General features: G+C 44.6%; 22 protein-coding genes, 1 pseudogene and 1 riboswitch. Of the genes and pseudogenes, 8 read left to right on the top strand and 15 right to left on the bottom strand.

Annotated features, from left to right (window positions below; genetic code table 11):
* Positions 1-5 precede the first annotated feature (5 nt).
* On the bottom strand, positions 6-764 hold the full coding sequence (locus L5M28_RS02665; protein WP_411569165.1) for a HutD family protein: 759 nt from the start codon (positions 762-764) through the stop codon (positions 6-8).
* Positions 765-910: 146 nt separating this feature from the next.
* Positions 911-1363 (bottom strand): copper resistance protein NlpE, encoded by a 453-nt coding sequence (locus L5M28_RS02660; RefSeq protein ID WP_113940966.1) that lies wholly within the window; start codon positions 1361-1363, stop codon positions 911-913.
* Positions 1364-1622: 259 nt separating this feature from the next.
* Between L5M28_RS02660 and L5M28_RS02655 the strand changes: the two genes are divergently transcribed.
* From L5M28_RS02655 to rfbC, 4 genes and pseudogenes are all read left to right on the top strand, one after another.
* Positions 1623-3164 (top strand): DUF3369 domain-containing protein, encoded by a 1542-nt coding sequence (locus L5M28_RS02655; RefSeq protein WP_263139279.1) that lies wholly within the window; start codon positions 1623-1625, stop codon positions 3162-3164.
* The gene (locus L5M28_RS02650; protein ID WP_263202370.1) at positions 3161-4531 is read left to right on the top strand and encodes a GAF domain-containing sensor histidine kinase; all 1371 of its coding nucleotides are present in this window, start codon (positions 3161-3163) and stop codon (positions 4529-4531) included. Before L5M28_RS02655 ends, L5M28_RS02650 begins: the two co-directional genes overlap by 4 nt.
* Positions 4532-4745: 214 nt before the next feature.
* A pseudogene (locus L5M28_RS02645) lies at positions 4746-4913 on the top strand (sugar phosphate nucleotidyltransferase); the annotation flags it as partial.
* Positions 4914-4957: 44 nt separating this feature from the next.
* Entirely contained in the window at positions 4958-5497 is a 540-nt protein-coding gene (gene rfbC, locus L5M28_RS02640) for a dTDP-4-dehydrorhamnose 3,5-epimerase (RefSeq protein ID WP_263163520.1), read from the top strand.
* Positions 5498-5644: 147 nt separating this feature from the next.
* Here rfbC and L5M28_RS02635 read toward each other — a convergent pair whose 3' ends face one another.
* From L5M28_RS02635 to panB, 6 genes are all read right to left on the bottom strand, one after another.
* Positions 5645-8008 (bottom strand): YjbH domain-containing protein, encoded by a 2364-nt coding sequence (locus tag L5M28_RS02635; RefSeq protein WP_263163518.1) that lies wholly within the window; start codon positions 8006-8008, stop codon positions 5645-5647.
* Positions 8008-8793 carry a capsule biosynthesis GfcC family protein gene (locus L5M28_RS02630; protein WP_028761137.1) on the bottom strand — a complete coding sequence of 262 codons (786 nt, stop codon included), beginning with the start codon at positions 8791-8793 and terminating at the stop codon, positions 8008-8010. The genes L5M28_RS02635 and L5M28_RS02630 overlap by 1 nt, the downstream gene beginning before the upstream one ends.
* A gap of 10 nt (positions 8794-8803) precedes the next feature.
* The gene (locus L5M28_RS02625) at positions 8804-9511 is read right to left on the bottom strand and encodes a YjbF family lipoprotein (RefSeq protein WP_028761136.1); all 708 of its coding nucleotides are present in this window, start codon (positions 9509-9511) and stop codon (positions 8804-8806) included.
* A 143-nt stretch (positions 9512-9654) separates the two neighbouring features.
* Entirely contained in the window at positions 9655-9903 is a 249-nt protein-coding gene (locus tag L5M28_RS02620) for a hypothetical protein (protein ID WP_028761135.1), read from the bottom strand.
* A 194-nt stretch (positions 9904-10097) separates the two neighbouring features.
* Positions 10098-11222, bottom strand: coding sequence for a patatin-like phospholipase family protein (locus L5M28_RS02615; protein ID WP_028761134.1), 1125 nt, complete (start codon positions 11220-11222; stop codon positions 10098-10100).
* Positions 11223-11358: 136 nt separating this feature from the next.
* Positions 11359-12201 carry a 3-methyl-2-oxobutanoate hydroxymethyltransferase gene (panB, locus tag L5M28_RS02610; protein ID WP_263163514.1) on the bottom strand — a complete coding sequence of 281 codons (843 nt, stop codon included), beginning with the start codon at positions 12199-12201 and terminating at the stop codon, positions 11359-11361.
* A 186-nt stretch (positions 12202-12387) separates the two neighbouring features.
* Here panB and L5M28_RS02605 point away from each other — a divergent pair, with 186 nt between their 5' ends.
* The gene (locus L5M28_RS02605; protein WP_317629993.1) at positions 12388-13329 is read left to right on the top strand and encodes a helix-turn-helix transcriptional regulator; all 942 of its coding nucleotides are present in this window, start codon (positions 12388-12390) and stop codon (positions 13327-13329) included.
* A gap of 94 nt (positions 13330-13423) precedes the next feature.
* On the opposite strand, the gene L5M28_RS02600 is transcribed toward L5M28_RS02605, so the two are convergent.
* The 7 genes from L5M28_RS02600 to L5M28_RS02570 form a co-directional block, all read right to left on the bottom strand.
* A complete protein-coding gene (locus L5M28_RS02600; RefSeq protein ID WP_263176958.1) occupies positions 13424-15139 on the bottom strand; it encodes a proline--tRNA ligase in 1716 nt (571 codons plus the stop codon).
* A gap of 255 nt (positions 15140-15394) precedes the next feature.
* On the bottom strand, positions 15395-16024 hold the full coding sequence (locus tag L5M28_RS02595) for an acyltransferase (protein WP_131523129.1): 630 nt from the start codon (positions 16022-16024) through the stop codon (positions 15395-15397).
* Positions 16025-16759, bottom strand: coding sequence for a tRNA (N6-threonylcarbamoyladenosine(37)-N6)-methyltransferase TrmO (tsaA, locus tag L5M28_RS02590; protein ID WP_131523130.1), 735 nt, complete (start codon positions 16757-16759; stop codon positions 16025-16027).
* A gap of 193 nt (positions 16760-16952) precedes the next feature.
* The gene (gene rcsF, locus L5M28_RS02585) at positions 16953-17333 is read right to left on the bottom strand and encodes an Rcs stress response system protein RcsF (RefSeq protein ID WP_105252035.1); all 381 of its coding nucleotides are present in this window, start codon (positions 17331-17333) and stop codon (positions 16953-16955) included.
* Positions 17334-17411: 78 nt separating this feature from the next.
* Positions 17412-18758, bottom strand: coding sequence for an amidohydrolase family protein (locus L5M28_RS02580; protein WP_263202366.1), 1347 nt, complete (start codon positions 18756-18758; stop codon positions 17412-17414).
* A complete protein-coding gene (locus L5M28_RS02575; protein ID WP_263202364.1) occupies positions 18758-21847 on the bottom strand; it encodes an amidohydrolase family protein in 3090 nt (1029 codons plus the stop codon). The genes L5M28_RS02580 and L5M28_RS02575 overlap by 1 nt, the downstream gene beginning before the upstream one ends.
* A gap of 216 nt (positions 21848-22063) precedes the next feature.
* Positions 22064-22456 (bottom strand): H-NS family nucleoid-associated regulatory protein, encoded by a 393-nt coding sequence (locus tag L5M28_RS02570; RefSeq protein ID WP_028761125.1) that lies wholly within the window; start codon positions 22454-22456, stop codon positions 22064-22066.
* A 310-nt stretch (positions 22457-22766) separates the two neighbouring features.
* On the opposite strand from L5M28_RS02570, the gene L5M28_RS02565 reads away from it, so the two are divergent.
* The 3 genes from L5M28_RS02565 (at position 22767) to L5M28_RS02555 (ending at position 26383) form a co-directional block, all read left to right on the top strand.
* Positions 22767-23516: an electron transfer flavoprotein subunit beta/FixA family protein gene (locus L5M28_RS02565; protein ID WP_028761124.1), complete on the top strand. Its 750-nt coding sequence runs from the start codon at positions 22767-22769 to the stop codon at positions 23514-23516.
* A complete protein-coding gene (locus tag L5M28_RS02560; protein ID WP_263202362.1) occupies positions 23517-24443 on the top strand; it encodes an electron transfer flavoprotein subunit alpha/FixB family protein in 927 nt (308 codons plus the stop codon).
* A 95-nt stretch (positions 24444-24538) separates the two neighbouring features.
* A riboswitch (Lysine riboswitch) is annotated at positions 24539-24735 on the top strand.
* Between the two features lie 79 nt (positions 24736-24814).
* Positions 24815-26383, top strand: coding sequence for a Na+/H+ antiporter NhaC family protein (locus L5M28_RS02555; RefSeq protein WP_263163498.1), 1569 nt, complete (start codon positions 24815-24817; stop codon positions 26381-26383).
* The last annotated feature ends 5 nt before the right edge of the window (positions 26384-26388 follow it).

The following is a 26388-nucleotide window of genomic DNA, read 5'->3' as shown; positions in this document are numbered from 1 at the left end:
TACTGTTATAGAGGATTGGCAGTAATAGATATTTTAAGCAGTCTACTTGGTCTTGTTGATTTTAACCTTATACCATCCCCTTGTTGGAAAACGAGAATATCATAGGGCATGATCTTGATAACCTGGCCATTGTGCTCCCATGTCACGGTATCTAAGCAGCAAAGTATTTGGATGATAGGGACGTAAGCTTCAGTTTTTTGCAGTTCATTTGGATAGTTGTTTGAGGTTGCAATCTGTTCTTCGATAAATGTGTCATCAAAGCTAAGTTTTTGCGTATGCGCTTTAAATGCGCCGCGTTTGGTCATGACATTGAAATCAATAACATTACTGCCTAATAATTGACTTGTTATTGAGGTTTCACCAGTAAAGCAGAATGGGCTATCTGTGGGTGTGAGTCGTTTATACTCAGTTGTATCTGTATTTCCTGATATCTTTTCTCCAGCTCCAAGGCCATTTATCTGTTTTGTCCTTTCATGACTATTGATGCTGAGTTCAACACCATCACCTTTCAGAATGACCAGTTGCCTGTCTATGCCAATAAATGATGAAAAAGGTCCGTTGCTGCTAATACTTGCAATGCTGATCCGATAATCAAATTCAGTAAGTTCGGTATTGATGGGGGAAATGAGTAGCTGTTTTGTGCTTCCACCACCATTTTTCCATGGTGTTGATGGGCAATCTTGATAGCGGATCAGTTGTATGCTGTTATTCAAAATAACCTCTTTATTGGTTAAGAAGGTTTGTTTCGCCTTTTTTAGCTTCACAACTTCTAGAACGTCGCTTTGCGATTGCAGAACATTTCAGCGTGACTTATGGATAACGGTACGGAGGCTTTGCTCTTACGGTCAGTGCAGCGTTCCGTTATCCATAATCTAAAACTGCAGCTGAGTGCTAGCTGCCAGATCTGCTTTTATAGACCTTTCTTTTTCAACACATAATTTGCAGCAAGTTCGCCGGTGATCCGTTTGCCTTCAGTGTCTAACATGATCAACTGATTTTCACCGACCAAATATTGTGTACCATCTTCTAGGGTGATTTTCTGGCCCAGTTCATCCCATGTCACTTTGCCCATCAGTTTTAAAATCTTTTCATCTTTACCTAAATAAACTGTTTCTTGAACAAAGCTATTATCAGCTTGCAAAGTGATTAGGGTTTGCATTCCTTCACAACTGGCGCAAGGCAATACGCCTTCATAACTACCTGCCCAATCGAGCGAGTTCTGGCTGGTATCACCTACTGGGACTGATTTTGCCGCTTCTGTTTGTGCTTGGGCTGTATTGACTGCCGTTTCTTCTTTTGGTGCTTCTGAGCAAGCCGTGGTGAATAAAGCCAGTAGTGCGATGTAACATAGTGATTTTTTCATAGTAGCTCCAATAGAAATTTTGGGAATTATGCATCAAGTGCACTCATCATACCCGCCAAGGTTAGGATAGGCTAACTTTTGCTATTTCTATTTTTATAACAATAGCTTAAGTTGTTTTTGTGTGGGTTTTAAGTGGCCAGTATGTTAGTTGTTAGTCCTAAGCGGTAATTAATGGGATGATAATTTATCCTTTGAAACTAGTCACTTTCAAGATTGAATCTATACTAAAACGTAACTATTCATCGTAAACGGTGGTTTTGTGGCGTTATTTAAGAAAAGTGCTGATGTTATCGAAGATACATCCCATAAGCCTAAACAAGGCATTTGGAAGGTGGCCATTATTGATGATGAACCTGGGATCCATGATGTCACTCGATTTGCGTTAAAAAATCTGACCTTAGATAATCGAGTCTTGCAGTTCTACTCCTGTTACAGCGCTGCTGAAGGTTTAACATTATTTCAAACTGAATCAGATATCGCCTTGGCCTTTATTGATGTCGTCATGGAAACCGATCATGCAGGTTTAGAGCTAGTACAAAAAATTCGCACTGAATTAAATAACCACAGTACCCGCATTATTTTGCGTACGGGTCAGCCGGGGCAAGCACCTGAAGAGCAAGTCATTCGGGATTTTGACATTAACGATTATAAAGCTAAAACAGAGCTCACCGCGGCTCGGCTTAAGTCTTGTGTGTACACCTCATTGCGCTCCTATCGCGATATAAAAATTATCGAGCAAAGTCAAAAGGGGATGGAAAAAGTGATTGCTGCTTCCACCTCTGTACTTAAGAGCCATACATTGCATAACTTTGGTAGTGCAGTGCTCGAACAGACCTTGCAGCTGCTCAATCTTGAAAGCTCGGCTCTTTATCTCACGAGTTATCATCAAGACCTTTACCTCGATACTCAAATGAATCTGCTGGCCGCCACGGGAGATATGATCAGTTACTTTGAAGGTGGAAGCGTTGAGACTCTGCCAGGGGATGTGCGGGAACATATTATTGAAGCGATAGCGCTAAAAACGTCGCTGATCCGTGACAATATTTATGTTGGATTTTATGAGCTTAGTGGTCATGTCACTAGTATTTTATATTTACAACACAACACTAAGTTAACGGATTTTCAAGTCAGTATTCTTGAGCTATTTGCGGCAAATGTGAGCTTAACCTTTGAGAACTTATCGGGCCGCGAAAATGTGCAGCAGACACAAAGGGAGCTAATTTTAATCATTGGAGATGCCATTGAGCAGCGCAGTAAGGAGACTGGAGCCCATGTGCGCCGCGTAGCCCGCATGACAGAAATGCTCGCGATTGCCATTGGTATGAAAGCAGACTTTATCGAAACCATTCGTTATGCGGCGCCACTTCATGATGTAGGCAAAATCGGTATCCCTGAGAGTATTTTGCATAAGCCCGGTAAACTCGATGCCGAAGAATGGGCGATTATGCAAACCCACGCAGAGAAGGGGTATAACCTGTTGGTTGGCTCAAATCGCATTATTGCCAAAATGGGCGCTAGAATTGCTTATACTCACCATGAACGTTGGGACGGGCAAGGTTATCCCCGTGGGCTATCGCAGGAAGACATTCCGATTGAAGGTCGCCTGATGGCGATTGTTGATGTGATTGATGCTTTGCTTTCCAAGCGAAGTTACAAAGAGGCTTGGTCAGTTGAGGCGGTGCGCGAGTACATCTTAGCGCAATCGGGTAAACAGTTTGATCCCGTGTTATGTGAAGCCAGCCTTGATTTGTTAGATGTGTTTGCCTCCCTACATATTCATATTCCGGATGAGCCACTATGACCCGAATGCTTGATCGAATTTTATTTGATGTCAGTAAGTCTCAGGTTATTGATGAGGGTGATCTCATTCAAGCATCACAACTTATCGTGAGCTCAATTTGTAAGGGATTACTGATCTCTCGGGCGGGCATTTGGTTGTTGAGTCCGGATAATCAGAGCATCGCTTGTTATTATTCACTCGACAATCAGCAGCCACAAGAAGCGTTAGTGCTCACTCGCGCACAGTTTCCCCATTACTTTAGCCTGCTCGACAATGAGCGCACAATTGTCGCCAATAAGGCGCAAACGGATCCCGCCACTAAAGAATTTGTCGAAACCTATCTGAAACCGAATCAGATCAGCTCTTTGTTGGATAGTCCTATTCGTCACCACGGCAAAATGGTGGGGATTATTTGTTCTGAACATCAGGGCGAGGCGAGGGAATGGACTCGGGATGAGAAGGCCTTTGCCTCGGCACTGGCCGACCTTTTTGGTCGAGCCATGAGTGCTAAAGAGATCATTGAATATCAGCAACAGCTCAAGCTCATTAATACCGATCTTGAGCATCAAGTTGAGTTGCGCACCGCGGAGCTTGAAACGGCATTATCGACCTTAAAATCAACCCAAAAGCATTTAATTAAAAATGAAAAAATGGCGGCCTTAGGCAGTTTAGTCGCCGGTGTTGCCCATGAAGTGAACACCCCCCTTGGCATAGCTGTCACATCAGTGACTCATTGTTTGGATGAGTTATCCCTATTGAAAGGACTCTTTGAGAAAAACGAGCTTGATGAGGATAAATTTGTCAGCTTTATCAATACAATGCAGGATGGTTTATGCTTAATTGAGCGTAATCTTTCCCGTGCTGCAGAACTGGTGCATAACTTTAAGCGTACTGCTGCAGACCAATCGATACTGGAACGCGAGCGCTTTAATCTGAAGAATTATATTTTTCAGATATTTAGTTCATTAAAACCCTTGATGCGTAAGAAAAATATCACTTTAAAAGTCGAACTTGACGATAATATTTTTATTGATTCTTACCCCGGTGCGATCGCACAAATTTTCACTAACTTAGTCGCGAACAGTTTTCGTCATGCTTTTCCCGATGATTTTGTCGGTGATAAGCAAATTGTGATAGTGGTTGAAAAAATGGCTTCGCAGATCAAGATGATTTATGAAGATAATGGCGTAGGCATGTCCGATGAAGTGAAAGCCAAAGCATTCGAGCCTTTTTTCACCACCGCAAGGCAGAGTGGTGGAACAGGTTTGGGGATGTCGATTATTTATAATCTGATCACACAAAAGCTGAACGGTAATGTGTCACTCTTCTCAGCGCCTAATCAGGGGTTACGTATTGAGATGCTGATCCCTGAAAGTAGTAAGGGTTGAGATAGGTTAGCGTCTTCTTATATGTTTATTAAGTAACAGACGAATTGAAATCTTACTGGCCAAAATGGTATTGGCTTTTGCGGTTTAATATTCTGTTGCGTTGTTTTTCCTGCATTAACAGCCAGCAGCCCTGTTATCCGTTCTTCCTGCTCGCGACATTTTGTATGCTACAATCTTGGCACTTCAACATGGCTTATCAATCCTAAATATTTCAATGAGAAAAGGCATTTTACTGGCGGGCGGTACTGGCTCGCGTCTTTATCCTATGACGCAAGTTGTCTGTAAGCAATTACTGCCCATTTATGATAAACCAATGATTTATTACCCTTTGGCCACTCTGATGCAAGCTGAGATTCGGGATATATTGATCCTTTTTATACCCTACTATTTCGCTGTTTCGTGCATGACTTTATAAGCAGGTATTGGATGAAATATAGCGAAACAGAATTAGCCGAAGTATTGGTGTTTGAACCTCAAGTATTTGGTGATGAGCGTGGTTTTTTTAAGGAAACGTTCAGGCAATCCTATTTTGATGCTTGTTTTACTGCAAGAGGACTTGAGCCTCCCGTATTTGTGCAGGAAAACCAGAGTCGTTCGCAACACAATGTTCTGCGAGGCTTGCATTTTCAACGGCGAAAACCGCAGGGTAAATTGGTGCGGGTCTGTGCAGGGAGCATTTTTGATGTTGCCGTCGATATTCGGGCTGACTCGGCCACCTATGGAAAGTGGGTTGGGCGAGTGCTATCGGCAGAGAATCATCTGCAAATGTGGATCCCGCCGGGCTTTGCGCACGGTTTTTATGTCCTCAGTGATTATGCTGATGTTATTTATCAATGTACCCAATATTATGATCCTGAAGATGAAAGCGTTTTAGCTTGGAACAGTGCTGAGTTTGCCATTGATTGGCCATTAATTGCCGCACCGATTTTATCCACCAGAGATAGCATCGCCAGTGTACCCTCATAAGACCAATCACTGCTTGTATTAAAAGGAATGATTGAGTCGTGAGCTAATTTGGCAGTGCAGATTTTACTATTGTAAGTTAGTCCTAATGGCAGAAAACAAAACGGGCAAGAATTATCTTGCCCGTTTTGAGGTTTAGCTGCGTACTAACTATTTAATGGGGTCTACACTGGGTCTGGTATACCAAGGTGACCGCGCATCAGTCATATCAAATAAGTTGTATTTACGACCAAGCATTTGGCCACCGTCACGGGTCAACGGCATCCAAGAGAGGAAGCCACGGCTTTGAGTCGGTCTAATTGTCATTAAATCGAATGGAATTGAAATATAGAATCCCTTGGTAAAGCTACCTTCACCGTATTCTTCTGCTGACAAGTTAGTCTTAGTCGCAAATGCACCGACGATAACGCCACTATCAAACTGTTTTGAGAAATCGACAGTTATGCCTTTGTCCTCGGTAAGATATTGGCCTGCACTGATTTTTAACAAGGTATTCGGGAACCACTTAGGCTGGTAATAAGCTGTTGCATGTCCAGTCACTACACCGGTTTGTACGCGATATGGACCTGTAATAGGATCGTATTGATGCTCATCCTCGAAGAAACCAAACATGCTGTCAGGATCTCTTTGTTTCGCATAGTTAACATCAAAACCGAATGCCCACTCACTGTTTAGCGGTCGATAAAGGAATTCTGTACCTACTCCACCATACATCATCTCTAAATAACCACCATAGGCTTGATAGGAGATGTTATCGCTCAGATTATCCATCCAAGTTAGCTGTAAGTTAGTCGCTCTGACCGTTGAGTCATGGACATATTGACGAATAAGCGTTCTTACGCGTTTTAAGTCGGTACCATCAGGTGGAACATCGTACAAAAATTTATCGTAGTTATCATAGAGATTCAAATAAAGTGATCCCGAAATTTCCAAGCGATCATTAAATCGATACGCTGCACTGCCAGTAACACCTATGTTGAACATATAGAAACCTTCTGAACCACCGAAGGATTGCACCATAGTGGGGGTAATATCAAAACTTAATTTATCCAACCAATCCTCATGGGATTGGGTTACTAATGTTCCTTGAGGCGACCTTGGTACACTGATTTCTGTGCTATCCGCCATATCTGCATTGATATAACCATAGGTAGCTACTTGAGCGAATTTATCAGCGTCGATACGTGTCTCTGTTATCGACTGCTTATAACGGGTTTCAATAAGACGATATTCAGTAATTATCTGCTTGTTAGTGTTATTTGCCAGTATAGTGGCGGCTCTATGGTGGGCTTCTTTACGGTCCATATACTTTACTTGATCTGCAACCACGGTCACACTGTGATTATCAAGATAGATTTTTGGATTGTCGTAACCAGCGATAGTACTAAGCTCAGTCGCTACTCTGTCCCAATCAGTTTGGCTGGGCATTTCAGCGTGGATAGTCGTGTTTGTAACCGGTTCTGACTTTGATGACTCAGTTGTTACTAATGGCTGAGTTGTTACCGTTGAAATAGCCGTATCGGTAGAGGATTGTGCTGTTTCTTCTGTACCGTCATGCGTTACTCTTTTACCCGACATAGGTACTGCTGCTATAGGTTTATATTTCTCTGCAGGAGTATCACGTTTAATTTGTCGTAAATCATTGAAGTTAGTCTGCAGGCTAACGCCTAACGTCCAAGTATTACCACGCTCATAGCTTAGGTGGAAATCACTCCAGCTCGTTGCTCGGTAGAGTAAGCCATAGTTAAATTTACTGTCTTGTGACATATCGACGCCACCACCAGTGACGGGGAAATCTGCTAGATAATCATTTCCATCATATTCTACTTTTACTCGTAAAGGTTCCCACGGCGTTTGATATTCAATACCGCCATATAATGCCGCACAGCCTTTAAACCAACGTTGGTAGTCGACAGTTCCACCTTTTCCTCCAAAAGATGTGTCTCGATCACAATTATCATTAAGATCTTTTTTATCCGAAGTCAGGTTACCGCTATTTCCTATATAGCCCCAGCCTATCCCTAAGGTAAAGTCGACTGGACCAACACGTTTAGTGGCCGCAATAAACTCGCCATCAAATAAGCCTGTACCGCCAAAATCTCTTATACCAATAGAAGTTTCTGGTAACCAGTAACTTTCTTCTACTAGACGGACTTTAAAGTCGATACCTTTATCAGTGTACTTGGTGTTACCGCTGAAACTCGGATCGTTACTGTAGAGTAGATCTTGTACTTGGGTATAACGAACCGTAGTTTCAAACCAAGGGAATAATTGCACTGAAGCTGAAAAATGCTGGTATTCAGAGTTATAAGTTGTTGCAAAATTAAACTCACCTTCAGGAGCCATACGTCCTGTAGGCATTTGCATTAATCCTACACCACCAAAGTCCGATTGTGAGGCTAAGAGTGGAGGATAGCTAAATTCATCGGCTTGGATATGGAATAAAGGGAAAAGAGCCAGAGCAATAGCTGAAAGTTTACTTAACGTAAGATTAGAATGGGTAGCGTTATTCATTACAGAGCCCGATTCCTTAGTAATTCAATAATATTGGCGTTCAATGTGCTGTAGTCTTCTACTAAGTCTGAAAATTCAACATAAAGCACAGCTCCTGGAGCAATATCTTGCGCTTGAGCATTCCAATAGGCTATTGGTTGTTTTAGTGCTTTACCATCTGGTTGAACTATCCATACGAAGCTATTATCAGCGTTTTCTAATGGAATCGCTTTCGCTAAATAGTCTTTACTATTCTTATTGACTTGCCATTCAAAACTTCCCGCTTTAGCTACCGCACCCATGACAAGTACTGTCGTAGGTCTCTGAGGTAAGATAAGTTCGAAACGGCCATCAATTAGAGGGTTGTATGAGTCATTTATCCTAATTAGATCAGGATGTAATGGCTGCATTACGCGCTGTCCGAGCTTGATTTGTCGTAAAAACTGCGCAAGTTTTGCAAGCTTTGCTGTATAGATACTGTCATCTGCAGCTTGACCCATTTGTGCTAGTTGGGACAGGGTTTCTTTGCGCTTAGCTTCTAAAGCGGCAGTGTTTTGGATATCGAGTAGTGCTGCACCCAACCAATAAATAGGGGTTATCTCTTTATGATTGTTTTTATTATGTATTTGAAGTTGTTGTAAGCCGTCCAGAACTACTTTATCAAGACGAATCGATGTTGGATAAAGTAATTCAACTTGTGCATCTTGGTTTGACGACGTTGTAACTAACAATTGGGTTTCAGCCTGAGCTACTGTCGCTAAAACAGAACTGACCAGTAGCGCTAAGGGCATTAAATAGGATCTCATTGGGACTCCACTAAGACGCAAATGGCTTGAGTAATGTAATTTCGATAAAAGGCTGATTAGGGGCAATTTTTTGACGACTCTTAATCACATGACCTGTTTCTGGTGTGAGCCAAAATTCATTTTGATACTGAATATTGAGATTATCTACCGAAACTGATTCAAGGTAATGTAGCGCTTGGGTTGGAGTATCGTTGATGAGAATGTTTTCTTTAGCAATAAAACTAAAATGTGAATTTACGCGGTAGCCAAAGTGATATCCGGGTTGCCAATCAATCGTTCGAGTCCATGTTTTGGGAGTGCTGTCTAAATGTAAGCCTAAGAGTATAGGATCTGGCTCATTGCTTTCTACTGCAATTAAATCACCTGTTAATAGGTTGCTCGTCCTAACCAATCGTCCATTTATTGTTACTAACATGGCTTTATCTGCAGAGAGCCATTTTAACTCTGTTATTGCAGGAGTCGGTGGCAGCGTTAAGGTGAACTTAGGCTCTGCAAGTGCAAGTACAATGAACGCTTGAGGTATACCATCGATTCGAGCATAGATACTGGCATAGGGGATATTATTAACTTGCTGTTCCGACAATTGAGTATCTTTGTCACCGATAAAGGCTAACTTCAAAGTATCGTTAAGTGCACTGATTCTTTGGCTACAAGCGGTTGTGTTTACTAACACAATCGAGATTGTCAGTAGTGACAGTAATTTTTTATGTATACGCATCCGAGTTGCTTATTCTCAATTAGGATTAAATAGCGAATTTAAAGAGGTATCAGACAGATTTCAAGTTATGAAATTAACTTTGTAAACACTCAAAAAAAACAACCGCCCATAGGGCGGCTGTTTAGAAGCATACTAACAATAGCTTAGTTACCAGTGCCTGTAGTTGTACCTGTGCCAGTACCTGTGTTGGTAATTGGGTTACCATCAGAACTGTTAGAGATAACAACTGCGCCAGCAATTGCAGCAGCAGCAGCTACGCTACCAGCAACGATAACACCAGTACTAGTGCTTGCAGCAGTACCAGTACCGGCAGCTTCGCCTTCAACTGCATTTGCAGCCATAGAGCTGAATGCTGTCATTGCAACGATAAGTGCTAGTGAAGTTTTTTTCATCGTGATTCCCTTTTTGAAAAAATGTGCATGATTTTTTGATAATCTAGTACAGCATATTAAGCGATGCAAACAAAATTATCAATGTTAAATCCATCTTCTTGCTCATGCGAAAGTTTGAATTTCGGCACTAATATTCAAGCTATATCTATCCATTTGGCATGATTTTTAGTGAAGAAACTGATTAAGTCGTTAGCTTATTTTAAACAAAAGAAATCTTTAAGTTCATCGATTTTTTCCATGGCATCTTTATAGCCTAAGTCGATTAAAGCGCTGGTATACGTTTTTTCGAAGAGTAGGTAGGACACAATACTTGAGTCTGACTGCCTGTCTATGCCGATGAAGCCGAGTAAGGTTTTAACGGCCCATGGCATGTCGTCATAGAAGCGGGCAGCAATTTTGCTGAGATCTTCGCTAGGTTTGATGACTAGGGCTTTAATCGGATGCAAGGCGAGTTTGTTACGGCTTGACTCAGGAATCAGGCTTAAAGTGTTATTGATCCTTTCTAGTCTCTCAAGGTCGCTATTTAAGGTATCTGAAAAGATGGTATCGAGCAGATGACCCGCTATGGTCGCTGTTTTTGGGTGATATTCCAGTTCCATTGGGAAATGCTTGTGTGGACTCTCTAAGTTAATGACTAATAGTTTTTCGGCGCCTAAATGGATAGGGCTTGAGAGCGGTGCTAGCTGATGGACTGAACCATCACCATAATAGGCTTGGTTGAGTTTAATGGATGGAAATACCATAGGGATTGCCGAACTGGCGAGTAGGTGCTCGGTATTGAGCATGATACGTTCGCCACTGCGACGGGCACGGGTCCAGTTTTCGATTTCTTTCGCGGCTTGGAAAAAGGTCACTGAGCGAGAGTTATTATAACAAGAGGCATCCACACTCAGTGCCGTCAGTGAGCCATTACGGATATTGCGGTCGATACGTTTAAAGTCGATGAGCTCATTGAGTAAGCCTCTTAGCGGATCATTATCGAGCAGACTGCCTGCATCGGTATTGACCTTATCATCTTGCATGCCTTTGAGGGCCATTTTAGTTAGATGGCTGAGAACACCGGTGATCGAAGCTCGGTAGACTTTTCGAGTTTCAAAGTGACGCCAAACCCATTCGAGTTTTCTGACACCAAGGTGAAAGCAAGAGGCATGGGTCGCGATAGCTGTGCCATTGATGGCACCCGCAGAGGTTCCGCAAATAATTTTAAAGGGAATACCATGATTGCGTGGATAAAGCTGGACCAGTGCTTTTAACACGCCGACTTGGTAGGCCGCCCTAGCGCCGCCACCGCCTAAGACTAATGCAGTTGATGTAGGCAATCTTCAGACTCAATTTATTGTTTTAATAGTTTTATTAAAGCAACGCCCCCCTATAAAAAGCAAGTCGGTAGACTCAATTAGTTGTAAATTTCGATTTATCGTTTATTCGATTGCTGGATCATTTAATTTTAGACAATTAATCCGCAGTAACCTTAGTCGTTTTGCTGAGGCCAAAGCAATGCTCCGATGTTGGAAACTCACCCGTTCTCACTTCTTGGGCATATTGGGCGCAGGCCTTAGTGATCAATGGTCCTAAGTCGATATAGCGTTTAGCAAATTTAGGCGTGTAGTCAGAAAATAAGCCTAAGATATCCTCAGTCACGAGCACTTGACCATCGCAGGCGGGTGAGGCGCCAATGCCTATGACTGGGATTGAGACTCCTGCCGTCACTGTGCGCGCCGCGAGCTCGGATGTGCCTTCAATCAGTATGCTAAAAGCGCCTGCTTGCTCAAAGTCTTTCGCTAAACTAACGAGGGCTTCGATGGCGGCAGCATCCCTTGCTTGGGTTTTAAATCCACCCAATTGATTCACGTGTTGCGGCATTAATCCTATGTGTGGCATCACAGGGATCCCTCGCTGGGTTAAAAAACGAGTGGTGTCGAGCATCTCTGCGCCACCCTCGAGTTTTACTGCTTGCGCGCCTGTGCGTATTAATACTTGGCTGGCATGTCTGAAGGCTTGCTGAGGCGATTCTTGATAACTCCCAAAGGGCATATCGATAATAACGCAGGCATGTGCTGCGCCGCGAGTGACAGCAAGACCATGATTAATCATCATTTCTAAGGTGACCCCGAGTGTAGAGTCTTGCCCATAAACCACCATGCCGACGGAGTCGCCGACGATAATCATATCCACATGGGGATCGATAATTTCTGCCATCGGCTTTTCATAGGCGGTGAGAGCAACTATGGGGGTTTTACCTTTCATTTTTTGTAATGTAACGGGCGTTACGCGATTTTTATCCATGTGGATACTCATGTCATCTCCAATTTATTCAGTCTGATATGACATGTTAGCGTTTGCAGCTTTGGCTTGAGCTCGATAGATTGACTTAATGTCTAGATAAAAAGACACTTATTTACAAAAGGTGCTTCTAAACAAAGAGGCGCTTCTATACGGAAGAGGCTCGATAATACGAAAAGAAGCTTCGATATAAAAATCACCTTGGGCGATAACACCTTGAATCAAGTCACTGACACGCATTTATCCCAGCAGCATATTACTCAGCACACGCAGGTCGCACCTTCACGTTTAGCCGCCGCAGGGCTAAGTGCCTCCATCATGTTGCTTAAGCGAACACTCAAGCCGTTTGAACATGTGCAGCGCCATAGTCATTCTTGGGGACAGGTCATTTATGCCAGTCAAGGCGTGTTGAGTGTGATTACGCCTGCTGGGCGTTACATTGTGCCGCCTGAACAAGCGGTGTGGGTGCCTCCCTTTGTCGATCATGAGGTTATCGCGCTAGGTCAGGTGCAATTGAGTAGTCTGTATTTGGATGAAACCCGGATAGGCGGGTTTCCACCCGACAGTACTTGTTTGAGTGTGAAGCCAGTTTTGCAGTTATTACTGCAAGAGGCTAATACCTTAGTGAAGAGTGAGGCTGGGCTAATTGATCCCGATTTTAAGGATCGCGTCATGCGGCTCTTGATGGTGATCCGTGACTTTATGGTACTCGCCCCTAAGGTCGCCTTGGATTTACCTTATCCTAGGGATAAAAAATTACTGCGCATTACCGAGGCTTTGCTTGCCGATCCAAGCGAACAGCGCACTTTGGTTGATTGGCAGCGGGAGGTCGGTGCCTCGGCCCGCACGTTAGCGAGATTATTTAAACAGCAAACTGGGCTGAGTTATAGCCAATGGTTGCAAAGGCTTAGATTGCAGGTAGCGATTCAGATGCTCAGCCGAGGTGAATCAGTGCTCACTACAGCGTTATCCTTAGGTTATGCCTCGGGTTCAGCCTTTGGTTATATGTTTAGGCAGTTGATGGGCGTCGCTCCGAGTCAGTATCTGTTAGCGCAAAATACCTTGCCAAAAATACAGTGCCCAAAATACAGCAGTAAACAGCCACACATAAAAAGTCATGTTGCGAGCCAATGTGAACGATGAAGGTCAATAAAAAGTCCAATAAAAAACGCACTTAAGCTGGGCTCAAGTGCGTTTCGTTTTTGATCTTCAGCTTGTCTACATTTCGCGTTGAGGCTTAGCCTTTAACTGCGTTTTTCAGGAAGTCGAGCAGTTGATCGAATGGAATATCTTGTTTTTCACCTGTGCGGCGGTTTTTGTATTCAAATACGCCAGCATCAATATTGCGATCGCCAATCACCACTGTATGTGGGATACCAATCAGTTCCATATCGGCGAACATCACGCCTGGACGCTCTTTACGATCATCCAATAACACTTCGATACCCGCTTCGTTTAAGTCTTTGTATAACTGCTCGGCGATATCGGTTACGCGGTGCGACTTGTGCATGTTCATTGGCAGAATACCCACGCTAAATGGCGCAATCGCTTCTGGCCAAATGATGCCACGGTCATCGAAGTTTTGTTCGATGGCTGCTGCCACAATACGGCTCACGCCGACACCGTAACAACCCATCAGTAGCACCTGTGACTTGCCATTTTCGTCAAGTACAGTCGCGTTCATCGATTTAGAGTAGTTAGTGCCCAGTTGGAAAATATGGCCCACTTCGATACCGCGTGCCATAGCATAAGTGCCTGAACCATCAGGTGTTGGCTCGCCTTCGACTACGTTACGGATGTCGGCAACTTGCGCTGTCGGCAGATCGCGTTCCCAGTTGATACCAAAATAGTGTTGGTCATCAACGTTAGCACCGGCGGCAAAATCGCTCATGACGCTAACGCTGTGATCGATAACGATAGGGATTTTAAGACCGATAGGGCCAAGTGAACCAGGACCTGCGCCAATGGCGTCACGGATTAGGGCTTCTGGCGCCATTTCCAATGGTGATGCGACTAAATCTAACTTGTCGGCTTTGACTTCGTTGAGTTCATGGTCGCCACGAACGATTAACGCCACTAGCGGAGCGGCTTCGGTTGCACCGACTACGATCAAGGTTTTGACCGTTTTAGTGATATCCAAACCAAACTGCTCAACTAATTCCGCAATGGTCTTCGCATTTGGGGTATCGACTAAACGCAATGCTTCAGTGGCTGCGCCGCGGGGTTCAGTTGGCATAGGTGATTCGGCTTTCTCAATGTTAGCCGCGTAATCGCTGCCCGTTGAGTAAGCAATTAAATCTTCACCGCTTTGTGCTAGAACATGGAACTCGTGTGACATGCTGCCACCGATTGAACCCGTATCAGCTAAAACTGGGCGGAAAGCTAAGCCCATGCGCGATAGAATGTTGCTATAGGCTGTGTACATAGCCTCATAGGTTTCATTCATGGTATCGACGTCAAGGTGGAAAGAGTAGGCGTCTTTCATCAAGAATTCGCGTGAGCGCATCATGCCAAAACGTGGACGAACTTCGTCACGGAATTTGGTTTGAATTTGGTAAAGATTCAGCGGTAATTGCTTGTATGAACTGACTTCTTTACGAATGAGATCGGTGATCACTTCTTCATGGGTTGGCCCCAGTACGAAGTCGCGATTGTGACGATCTTTAAAGCGTAACAGCTCGGGACCAAACTTTTCCCAACGACCCGTTTCTACCCACAAGTCTGCCGGTTGCACCATAGGCATTAGAATTTCAATTGCACCGGCTTTGTTCATTTCTTCACGAACAATGGCTTCGACTTTACGCAATACGCGTAAGCCCGTGGGGAGGTAGCTGTAAAGGCCCGACGCATTACGACGGATCATGCCCGCACGTAACATTAATTGATGACTAATGACTTCTGCGTTGGCAGGAGTTTCTTTCTGTGTTGATAGCAGGTACTTGCTGACGCGCATTACCGATGTCCAAATTTGAGTTGAATGGTCGCCATTTTATCACCTGCTTTGGTGATGTCACCTAGGGATTTAGGTTAAATTCAACTAGCTGGGAGATAAATAGCATTTTTTGATGCTGGATAACGGATAACGGATAACGGATAACGGATAACGGATAACGGATAACGGATAACGGATAACGGATAACGAAAGGAAGAGCGCTGTGCTGTTAGAGCGTGACTTCGTCACTGCTAGTATCAAGATTATCCTTACTGCTTACTTATCCCGTCTATCACCAATCACTTTGGCGGGGTTGCCAGCCACTATCGCCCAGTCGGGTACATCTTTCGTCACTATGCTGCCCATACCCACCACAGCGTGATCGCCAATGGTCACACCATCGACTATGCCTGCCTGAGCGCCAATCCACACATCTTGGCCAATAACAATGCCTTTGGAGTTGGCAGCTTGTTGATATATGGGGGTATCTGGCGCCATGCCATGGTTGAAGGCGTAAATAGTGACATTATTGGCGATGCGGGTTTGATTGCCTATCTGAATCCCGACCCTGCCGCCATCGAAGGAGCAGCCATGATTAATCGCCACTTCGTCCCCTAGCGTGATAGGCCCATGCAAAAAACACTCGGCGGCGATCATGCAGCGATTACCCATGCGGATATCACGATTGGGTTCGGCAAATAACTGCGCCTCGGGGGCGATAAAGCATTGCTCGCCGATGTTGATGGTTTCGAGGGCACAAAGTTTTGCTTGAATATCGTCTTGCCAAGGTTTAGCCCAGATTAAATGTTTCTCTTTTAAAGAAAAATACAGCCACGGCATCCAAGAGAGCCGCTTTTTATGCTGGCTTTGATAATCAGGTTTTGATGCAGGCGTTGGCGCAGACATTTAGCCACATTTCCCCGGTTTGAGTTCCAGTACCAAGATGTATTCTTGGTCATTATCATCGACTGCCATTTGCCAAAACACATCTAAATCATAGAGGGCGACTTGGTATAACTTAGGATCGTCCTTGGCTTTTTTATAGGCGGGGCGCGGATCTTGCCCCAAGACTCCGCGGATAAGTACGGCTAAATCTGTGTAGGTTTCCTGCTGGGCGTAACGCTCAATCTGTGTCTTGGCATGGTCAGAATACACCACTGAAATCAGTTTAGGCGCGTCTTGGGCAATGCCACCCACAGCATCGGTAATCGAATCTGAGAAAGGAATGTATGGCTTAATATCAATTATCGGTGTGCCATCGAGCAGATCCATACCGGAAATTTCGAGGCACACTTTGCCCTTGCGCTGCACTACACCGTGCAATTTCACTACAGACTGACCTATACCATTGGGGCGAAAAGTGGAGCGAGTGGCGAACACGCCGAGTTTTTCATTGCCGCCTAAACGCGGCGGGCGCACTGTGGTTTTCCAACCTTGGGCAAGATTCTCATGGAAGCAAAACAGTAACCAGAGATGTGAATATTGCTCTATGCCACGCACCGCATCGATATGATTCACATGGGGCTCGAGCTCGACATAACCACGCGCTTCAACAAGTCCGGGTTGTCTTGGAATGCCAAATTTTTGTTTATAGGGTGTGCGGCATGTTGCCACTGCGATAATTTGGTTGGTAAATGTCATGCAAAAAATTACCTAAAAAGATAAATATAACAACCGCCTAAGCTCATCATTCTAAGCTAATCATTAAGGCCCATCTTTGTGTGCTAATAATGCAGCGTTGGTCATGAAGCGTTAGCCATTAAGCGGTTGATAGGGGCAATCTTAGAACACTATAGGATCACGCCGCGAGCAGTATGCTTAATATGCGTGAGGCTTACTCTGTTGTAGCCGTTTTTACTGCTTGACCAACGCATAATGCGCGGCTGATACAACCTTGGGCAGCTTCTTCAAATATGACACATTGCTTGATGATAATGCCGTTAGCCCCTTTATCTGCCGCATTGCGACGGGCTTCGGTTCTGGCATCGGCAAGTGATGCGGGCGCACCGTTGGTATCGGCCTGACAGGACTCACCTTCGACCAATCCTTTTAATTCATAATGACCTTTCGGCAAGGTATCACCTTCATAAAGGATGACATCGGATGCCTTGAAATAGTCATTAATCGCCTCACTGTCCAAATTACTGTTAAAACTGTAGTCGCTTGCACAGGCACTGAGCAGGAGCACTAATGCACTTGAGAGGATAATTTTCATGGTTTGACCTGAGGTTGAGGAGAAAACTGCGCAGCCTTGGTAGGCTGCGCCGATGCGATATTATTATCTGAGTAAATTCTACCGCTTAAGGTACTTTTGATAAAGCTGCTGATGGCGATTATTCAGATCTATCTGCCGTCCTTCAATCCAGATTGCCTCAATTTTATTGGTCATAGGGTCGAGAATGTCCCCCTTTGACAGCACGACACTGCCTTGGTATCCCACCGCTATCGCACCTAAATCATCGACACCTAGCAACTTTGCGGCATCTAAGGTGATGGACTTAAGTGCTTGTTCAGGCGTTAAACCATAAGCGGCGCTGTAACCTGCGGCGTAGGGGAGGTTACGGCTATTCCAGTCCGATGAGAACCCAAGGGCGAAGGGAATGCCTGCATTGGCGAGTAAAGATGGGATCTTAAAGGGTAAATCGACTGGCTCATCTTTACGTTTAGGCAGACTCAAGGTATGAGGGTAAATGACTCCAGCCTTAACTTCCCTTAGGCTTGAGTCCAAACGCCATGCATCGTATCCGCCGACAATTACCAGTTTGAATTGGTATTTTTTCGTCAAGGCGATCACTTGCTCAATTTGGCCAACACTGTCGGCATGGGCAAACAGTGTCGCTTTGCCTTGGTATAGTGGCAACATGGCCTGCCAGCGCAGGTTGTTGGTCGCGGACTGCGGATCTTCATCCTGGTTTTTGTCTTTACCGTTGGCCTTATCACTTAAGAAATAGCGATAGCCATTTTCAAAGGCGATATTGAGCTTGTCGATCGCCAGCTGATTTTTCTCGATGGCCTTGGCTTTCTCTTTTTCATCTTCTGGCATGCGTTTGATTTGCGGCCAATAGACATGGAACTGTCCAGCACTTGGCGTCAGCGCATCTTCAATCGTCCATGCATCGAGATCCACCAGTACCGATTGTCCAGCTAACCCATCACCGCTTGGGACGATTTGCGCGTGGGTAATGCCGTTGTAACGTATGGTCGGGATGAGCTCCGAATCCGGATTGTAAGCTGTGGCCGTGCTGATCTGCGGATTGATATAACCTACCTCGGCGTTATCAACCGTTGGGCGGCTCATTTCAATTTCAACCAAACCTAAGCTGGTATCGAGGGCAATTAAGCCCGGATATAAGTGTTTACCGCTGGCATCGATGATTTGAGTGTCACTGGTTTCTGCGGTTGCATTGTTGATTTGGCTGGTCAGTTGAGGCCCAACGGCCGTGATCTTGCCATTTTCAATTAAGACGTCTGTGTTGCTGAGCACGCCTTGAGTGACTGTGTGCACAGTGGCGTTTTTAATCAGTACGCTGCGGCTTTGTTTAGGCGTAGGTACGATATCATTGGCCATAACTGGGGCCTGCGTGGTGCAAATTGCGCCGAGTAGCGCCACAAACAAAACGGTTTTAGATAAATGTTGCATTATTTGGCTCCCTCATGAGCGTGGCCCCATGCCTGATAGTGGGTGTCGCAGTGCCACTGTGGCTCGTTGAGTGGCGTAACTTTTTCACCCGCTTTAGTTTGGTCATCACTGCTGAGAATTTTTTGGATAAGTGCGGCGCGCTCGTTCACCACAGCTTGCTGGGCAATTTGGTCTTGGTCGCGGTCAAAATAGCGTTTTCCTTCAACCCATGCCTGCGTCACTTTGGCGTAAATAGACAGAGGCTCTGCGTTCCAGAGTACGATATCGGCCATTTTGCCTGGGGTGAGTGAACCCACAAACTCATCGACTCTTAATTGTTTGGCTGGATTGATAGTGACCATATTCCAAGCGTCTTCCTTCGACATATTACAATACATCATAGACTTAGCCGCTTCTTGGTTGAGTCTGCGCTGCATTTCATAATCGTCAGAGTTAATGCTGGTGGTCACACCTTTGTTTTGCATCAAACACGCATTTTGTGGAATCGCGTCGTACACCTCAAACTTATAGGCCCACCAATCGGCAAACGTCGAAGCGCCAGCGCCATGGGCGGCCAGTTCACTCGCCACTTTGTAACCTTCGAGCACATGGGTAAAGGTTTGCACTTTAAAGTGATAAGCCTCGGCTAAGCGGATAAACATCAGGATTTCTGACTGTACATAGGAATGAATATGTACGTCGCGTTGCTGGTTTAATACTTCGGCGACCGCCTGCAGACGATAACTTGGACGCGGGGCGACGGTTTTCTTTTTATCGCTGGAGCGCAGATTATCATAGGTTTTTAACGCCTTTTCATAGGCGATAGCAGCGTCGAAGGTTTCTTCAAATAACGCTTTTACTCCCATGCGAGTCTGGGGGAAGCGCTGAACAAATTTCTCACCCCAGTTACTCTGTTTGACGTTTTCACCTAAAGCAAATTTGATACTGGCGGACGCGTTAACAAATTTGAGTTGTTCGGCTGGCTCGCCCCATTTCATTTTGATCAGTTGTGATTGGCCACCGATAGGGTTGGCGCTACCGTGGAGTAATTGCGCGCTGGTGACGCCGCCCGCTAAGGCGCGATAGATTGAAATATCGTCGGGATTAATAATATCGCCAATGCGTACTTCAGAGGTAACTGCGTCTGTTCCTTCGTTAGTACCGCCATTAATGGCGATATGCGAGTGTTCATCGACTATGCCGGCGGTGAGGTGTTTACCTGTTGCATCGAGGACTTGATAACCTGATGGTGTACTTAATTGTTGGCCAATTTTTTCGATGCGGCCATTGGCCATCAAGAGATCAGCATGTTCGAGAATGCCTTGCTTATCCGATGTCCACAGGGTGGCATTCTTGATGTGTAGCTTCTCAACATTAGGGGCTTCTCTCAGTCCGTAAGCGACGTTAGGGAAGGTGAGGTGACTCACTAGGCTCGTGTTGGCTTCATTCTTGGGAGCTTGATTGTTTGCTTGGTCTGCATTTTTGAGCTTTGCAGTTTGAGTCATAGCGACACCGGCAACATTTGTAGTGCGACTTTTTGCATCGACCATACGACCTTGAATGCCGTCATCGGCCATCCACAGCGTAAAGCGGCTAAGGCCGTTAATGCCTGCGGCGCTCAAATTGGCAGTAAAGCTCAATCTTCCGTTATCATCTAACTTAAGTTGAGTGAGTGAGATACTTTGTTCGCCACTGCTTAAATTGCCTTGGATGTTGGGTTTATCACTTTTACTTTCATCATGTAGCGATAAATCTAGCGTGAGGTTATTGAGGCTTAATTGGTAATCTCCCAGTAATCGTGCTTGGGGAAGTGAGCGCAGACTTTGCTCCTGACCTTGCAACCAAACACTGTAGATCTGGCCATCTTTAAAGATATTGCCTTTAGTGATAACAAAGTCAGCCATATAACCGGGCGCGAGTTTACCGGTAAAGTCGGCGGTGCCTGTCATCTCTGCGGCTTGGGTGGTGAGTGCCGCGAGAGCTTTTTCTTCACTTAAACCTTGGGCAATGGCTTGGCGTAGGCGCGGCCAGAAGGCATCTGTCTTAATCCCAAACTGCGTTAACGCAAAGGGGATACCCGCGTTAGCTACCGCTGCAGGGTTGGTTGGTGCACGTTCCCACTGTCTTAAATCCGCCAGTGATACTTCACGATCAGCGTCATCTGTGCCGACATCGGGTGCCTGCGGATAGTTTAAAGGCAAGATCAACGGATAGTTCAGCGCCTTTAACTCATTGATGCGTGAGTATTCTTGACCATTACCAAGTAGGTTGGCTGGCAGTTTATGTTCTTTGAGTAAATGGGCTGCACGTAATTGGTCGTTGAGATTTTTGGTTTCAAAGATAATTTGCTTATCGGCTAAATTATCTAAACGCTCAAAGGCAATATTAAATTCGACTTGATTGTTTATTGCGCCATTGGCAGGTTTGTTTTTATTTTGGTTATACCAATTTGCATCGGCAAAGGTTTGCCTAATAAGTGCAATGCTGCCCATTAATGATGAGGGATAATCTTGTTCAGACGAACCTTTATCGAATGCCATAAAAGGTTGACTGCGGGCGCGATAAATCACTTCATTAGCCGTTTTGTCTGCTAATGAAAGGCTGACACCCGTCCCACGGAAGATACCGTCGAGTTTGCTACTTTGCACACTGGTGAAACCATTATTAATCCACTCTTTTGCGCGTTCTTTATTGGGGTAAACGTAATTAAACCATTCTTTTTCAGAATGAATTGCACCATTTTCCGCATTACCACCTATACGCTTTATATCATAGACGGGGCGAGTGAGCTTAAGTTTGGGATATTCGAACTCAATCCCATAATCAGTAAAAGGATCGATAAATCCGGGATAAATTGTATAACCACTCAAATCGATTCTAAATGCGCCAGCGGGAATGTCGTTGTGCTCAATAATGGCTTTAATTCGATTATTTTCAATTAATAAAGTGGCATCGCTTAAACGTTTTCCCGGGGCAATAATTAATTCAGCATGGGTAAATGCAGTGAGTTTACTGGATGTTGTTCCAGTATTGAGCTGGGCAAATGTTGTTTGTGATACTAAGCTAGCGATTATGCTGCAGCTTATCATTATCTTATTGTTTATCTGCATTATTTTATTCAATCGAGTGAGGGTGAACAAAGAGTAACTGAAAGCAGATGTAAATACTAAGGCTGAATTGTAACGTAATTTGAGCGGGAGTGAGGTGCGGAATTAACGGCTGTCGTTTAAGTTTGAAACGATTGATGGATATAAAAAAGCTCGCAATTAATGCGAGCTTTTATGCAAACTTGTGTTGGCAAATTAGCGCCATCACACTTGGTTGGATTAGATTAAGAAATCTTCCATAGAACGACCTTTGTTGATCTCGTTCTTAAATACGGTAGGCATACGGCCTTGGCCAGTCCATTGAACCATTTCACCGTCAACTTCAATTTGGTATTTGGCTGGACGAGGAGCGCGTTTCTTCGCAGCAGCTTTAACAGCTACGCCACCTAAGTCATCAATTGATAAACCAACGGCTTCCATTTGTTGACGGATTTCTTCAATCTTAGCATTACGAGCTGCCATGGCTTGTTCTTCTTCCTCAGCCATAGACTCGCGTTCTACTAAAATTTTATCTAATTTGTCGGCTAAATCACGTAGCTCTTCAACGCTAAGTTCTTTTACTGCAGCTTTAAAACGACGGCCGTGAGTTAATATCTCTAAAAATTCGCTCATATCTATTTTCGTCCCACTCTATTTTTAATACAGGATAATGGTGAACAACACCTAAATGATAGAAACTAATATAGCTCGAATCAAATAAAATTATGCGTTTTAAGGAAATTAAATATTATTTATTTTTTGAACTTTTCTTATTCCCTCAAATAAGTGTCCAAAAAAGTGGCCGTTGCAGCGGATTAAAAAATACAAACAGGCGTTTGACTTTGGTTGACGTTAACGTTAACAGGACGTAAAGTTGCTCTATCCTGCATTGGTATTAACCAATGTTTTGTCCATGTACATGAAAGTGTAGGAAGGAAACCCTATGAAAGTATTGGTGCCCGTTAAGCGCGTTGTTGATGCCAATGTGAAGGTCAGGGTCAAAGCTGACAATACAAGTGTTGACACTGCAAACCTAAAAATGGCGTTGAACCCTTTTTGTGAAATCGCAGTAGAAGAAGCGGTTCGTTTAAAAGAAGCGGGTAGCGCTACTGAAGTGGTTGTTGTCAGTATTGGTAATAAAGCCGTGCAAGAACAACTGCGTACCGCGCTTGCATTAGGCGCAGATCGTGCAATTCATATCGATACTGAAGAAGAGCTCGTGCCAGTGTCTATCGCCAAATTGCTCAAAGCGGTACAAGACAAAGAACAAGCAGAGCTGGTGATTTTTGGTAAGCAATCCATCGATGGTGATAATAACCAAACTGGCCAAATGTTTGCCGCGTTAATGGATATGCCACAGGCGACCTTTGCTTCAGAAATCAAATTAGAAGCGAATACATTACAAGTCACCCGTGAAATTGACGGCGGCATGCAAACTCTTAAACTGCCTTTACCTGCTGTTGTGACCGCCGATTTACGTTTGAACGAACCCCGTTACGCTTCATTGCCTAACATAATGAAAGCTAAGCGTAAGCCATTAGAAGTATTTACTGTGGCAGACTTAGGCGTGACGTTAAAGAGTCACCAAACGATTGTGAAGGTCACTCCGCCAGCTGAACGTAAAGCGGGCATTATGGTAGCGTCGGTAGCTGAGCTAGTTGAAAAGTTAAAAAATGAAGCGAAGGTGATCTAAATGGCCATTTTAGTATTAGCTGAACATGATAATGCTGCACTGAAACTCGATACGGCAAAAATTGTTACCGCCGCCCGTGCCATAGGCGATGAAGTACATGTCTTAGTTGCGGGTCATCAATGTGGCGCGGTTGTCCAAGCCGCACAGGCACTACAAGGCGTTAGCCAAGTACTCGTTGCCGATGCCAGCGTGTATGAAGCGCATTTAGCGGAAAATTTTGCCAAATTGCTGGTGGACTTAGCGTCAAACTATGGTCACATTCTGGCCTCGGCTTCAAGTTTAGGTAAGGACACGCTTCCGCGCGTTGCAGCATTATTAGATGTCGCGCAAATCTCAGAACTTATTACCGTCGTCAATGCCGATACCTTTGTGCGCCCTGTGTATGCGGGTAACGCCTTAGCGACAGTGCAAAGCCATGATGCCATTAAAGTGATAACAGTGCGCGCCAGTGCGTTTGACGCTGCGCCAGAAGGTAACAGTGCGGCTGTGACGACACTTGATAAAGTGTTTGAAGCGAGAACTCAGTTTGTTTCTCAATCGCTGACAGTTTCTGCCCGTCCAGAGTTAGGCAATGCTGGCATTATCGTATCTGGCGGCCGAGGCATGGGCAGTGGTGAAAACTTCGGCATGTTGGAGCAACTTGCTGATAAGCTCGGCGCAGCAGTTGGCGCATCACGCGCTGCAGTTGACGCAGGTTTTGTGCCTAACGATTTACAAGTGGGTCAAACCGGTAAAATCGTTGCGCCAAACTTGTATATTGCCGTCGGTATTTCTGGCGCGATTCAACATTTAGCCGGCATGAAAGACGCTAAAGTCATCGTTGCAATCAACAAAGATCCTGAAGCGCCGATTTTTCAAGTTGCCGATTATGGACTCGTTGCTGATCTGTTTGAGGCGGTTCCTGAGCTGATTACAAGTCTCAGTTGATTTTATCTGTGATCTAGGTCACATTAAGTGGCTTTGCGGTAGCATCTGCTAAGCCGCTTATGTTTTTATGTGCCTCACGCCCGTGCAAGGGCGTTCTTAGAAGTAGAGGCGCGCCAAATATTAGTAGTGATCAGTAGGGTGATTCCGTTGATCGATTGCGAAAGGATTTGGTGCCGAAGTGGTTCGATTTATCACGATCAACTGCTGGGGTTGTACCTAATAGGTGCAGCACTGCCATAGTATTTTCCGATATGGATATTGGGAATAGTTACTATGGAGCGCTACTGATAGGACAGGTGACCTTGGGTATCTATTGCCTTTTCCCACCAGTTCAGTCGCCCTCCATTCGTATTTAACGAAGATAATAATCAATGACTGTTATGAATTATGCCGATTCGGCACTTTCCTTGTTGCCGCCTGCGGTGGCTATCGTGTTGGCGATCTTGACTCGCCGTGTACTGCTTTCTTTGGGGTTAGGTATTTTAATTGGTGCTTTATTGCTCAATCAATTTTCACCTTTAGCAACGGGTGAGTTTGTATTTAATGGCGTTAAAGGGCTTTTTTGGACTGATAAAGGTCTAAATTCGTGGAACTTATATATTCTCGGTTTCTTAATTGTACTGGGAATGATCACAGCGTTAATTACCGTAAGTGGCAGCGCGCGGGCTTTTGCCGATTGGGCTCGTTTACATATACGTAATAAACGTGATGCTAAACTATTGACCATGTTTTTAGGTTGCGTAGTTTTTATTGATGATTATTTCAATAGTTTAGTTGTTGGTTCGGTCGCTCGACCTGTTACCGATCGTTATTATGTTTCCCGCGCTAAGTTAGCTTATTTATTAGATTCTACTGCGGCGCCTGTGTGCGTTATTTCTCCAGTTTCGAGCTGGGGTGCTTATATTATCGCACTCATTGGCGGGATATTAACTGCCCATGGTTTTGCTGATACGGGTCATTTGAGTATTTTTATTCAAATGATCCCGATGAACTTTTACGCAATCTTCTCCTTGTTATTATTACTTTTTGTTGTCTTTATGGGATTAGATGTTGGGCCAATGCGTGAGCATGAGCTCAATGCCCAACGTGGTAATTTATACGATGAGTCTAAAGGATTACCGCCTGGGGCGAACGCGGATTTACCTGAAGCCGAAACCGGTAAGATTTTAGGTCTATTTCTGCCGATTACCGTGTTGGTATTTGCAACCCTCTATTTTATGATTAACAGTGGCGCTCAAGTACTCGCGGCGGAAGGGATTGAATTTAATATTATTTCTGCTTTTGAGAAAACCGATGTCAGTTCATCACTTTTCTTTGGTGCATTAATTGGTCTAGCGGTTTCGCTGATATTGAATTTAGTGCAAGGCGTTGAGAAATTGATGATAGTCAAAGGTATAGTGCAGGGCGCTCGCTCTATGCTGCCGGCGATTTACATCCTGTTATTTGCTTGGACAATCGCAGGTGTGATTGGTCAACTCGAAACCGGTAAGTTTATGGCTAGTTTAGCAACAGGAAATATTCCGTTCGCATTTTTACCCGCCTTAATGTTTGTGCTAGCAGGTATTACCGCGTTCTCAACTGGTACTAGCTGGGGTACGTTCGGGATCATGTTGCCGATTGCTGCTGATATGGCGATGGGAAGTCACACTGGCATGATGCTACCTATGCTTGCCTCTGTGCTGGCGGGGGCTGTATTTGGCGATCACTGTTCACCAATTTCCGACACGACTATCTTGTCGTCTACGGGCGCCAGTTGCCACCACATCGACCATGTGGTGACTCAGCTACCTTATGCACTCATTGCGGCGTTTATTAGCTTAGTGGGTTATGTGGCACTTGGATTTACCGAGTCTGTTGTCGCGGGTTTAGTGGCTTGTAGTGTGGCATTTGTAATTAGTATTATCGTACTTAAAATCAAATCTAAAGGCACAATTAGCTAGACGTT

The sequence above is a fragment of the Shewanella sp. SW32 genome (assembly GCF_025653365.1).
GTDB lineage: Bacteria > Pseudomonadota > Gammaproteobacteria > Enterobacterales > Shewanellaceae > Shewanella > Shewanella oncorhynchi.
Note: the sequence above shows the minus strand (reverse complement) of the source record. Positions and strands in the feature narration are given on the sequence as shown.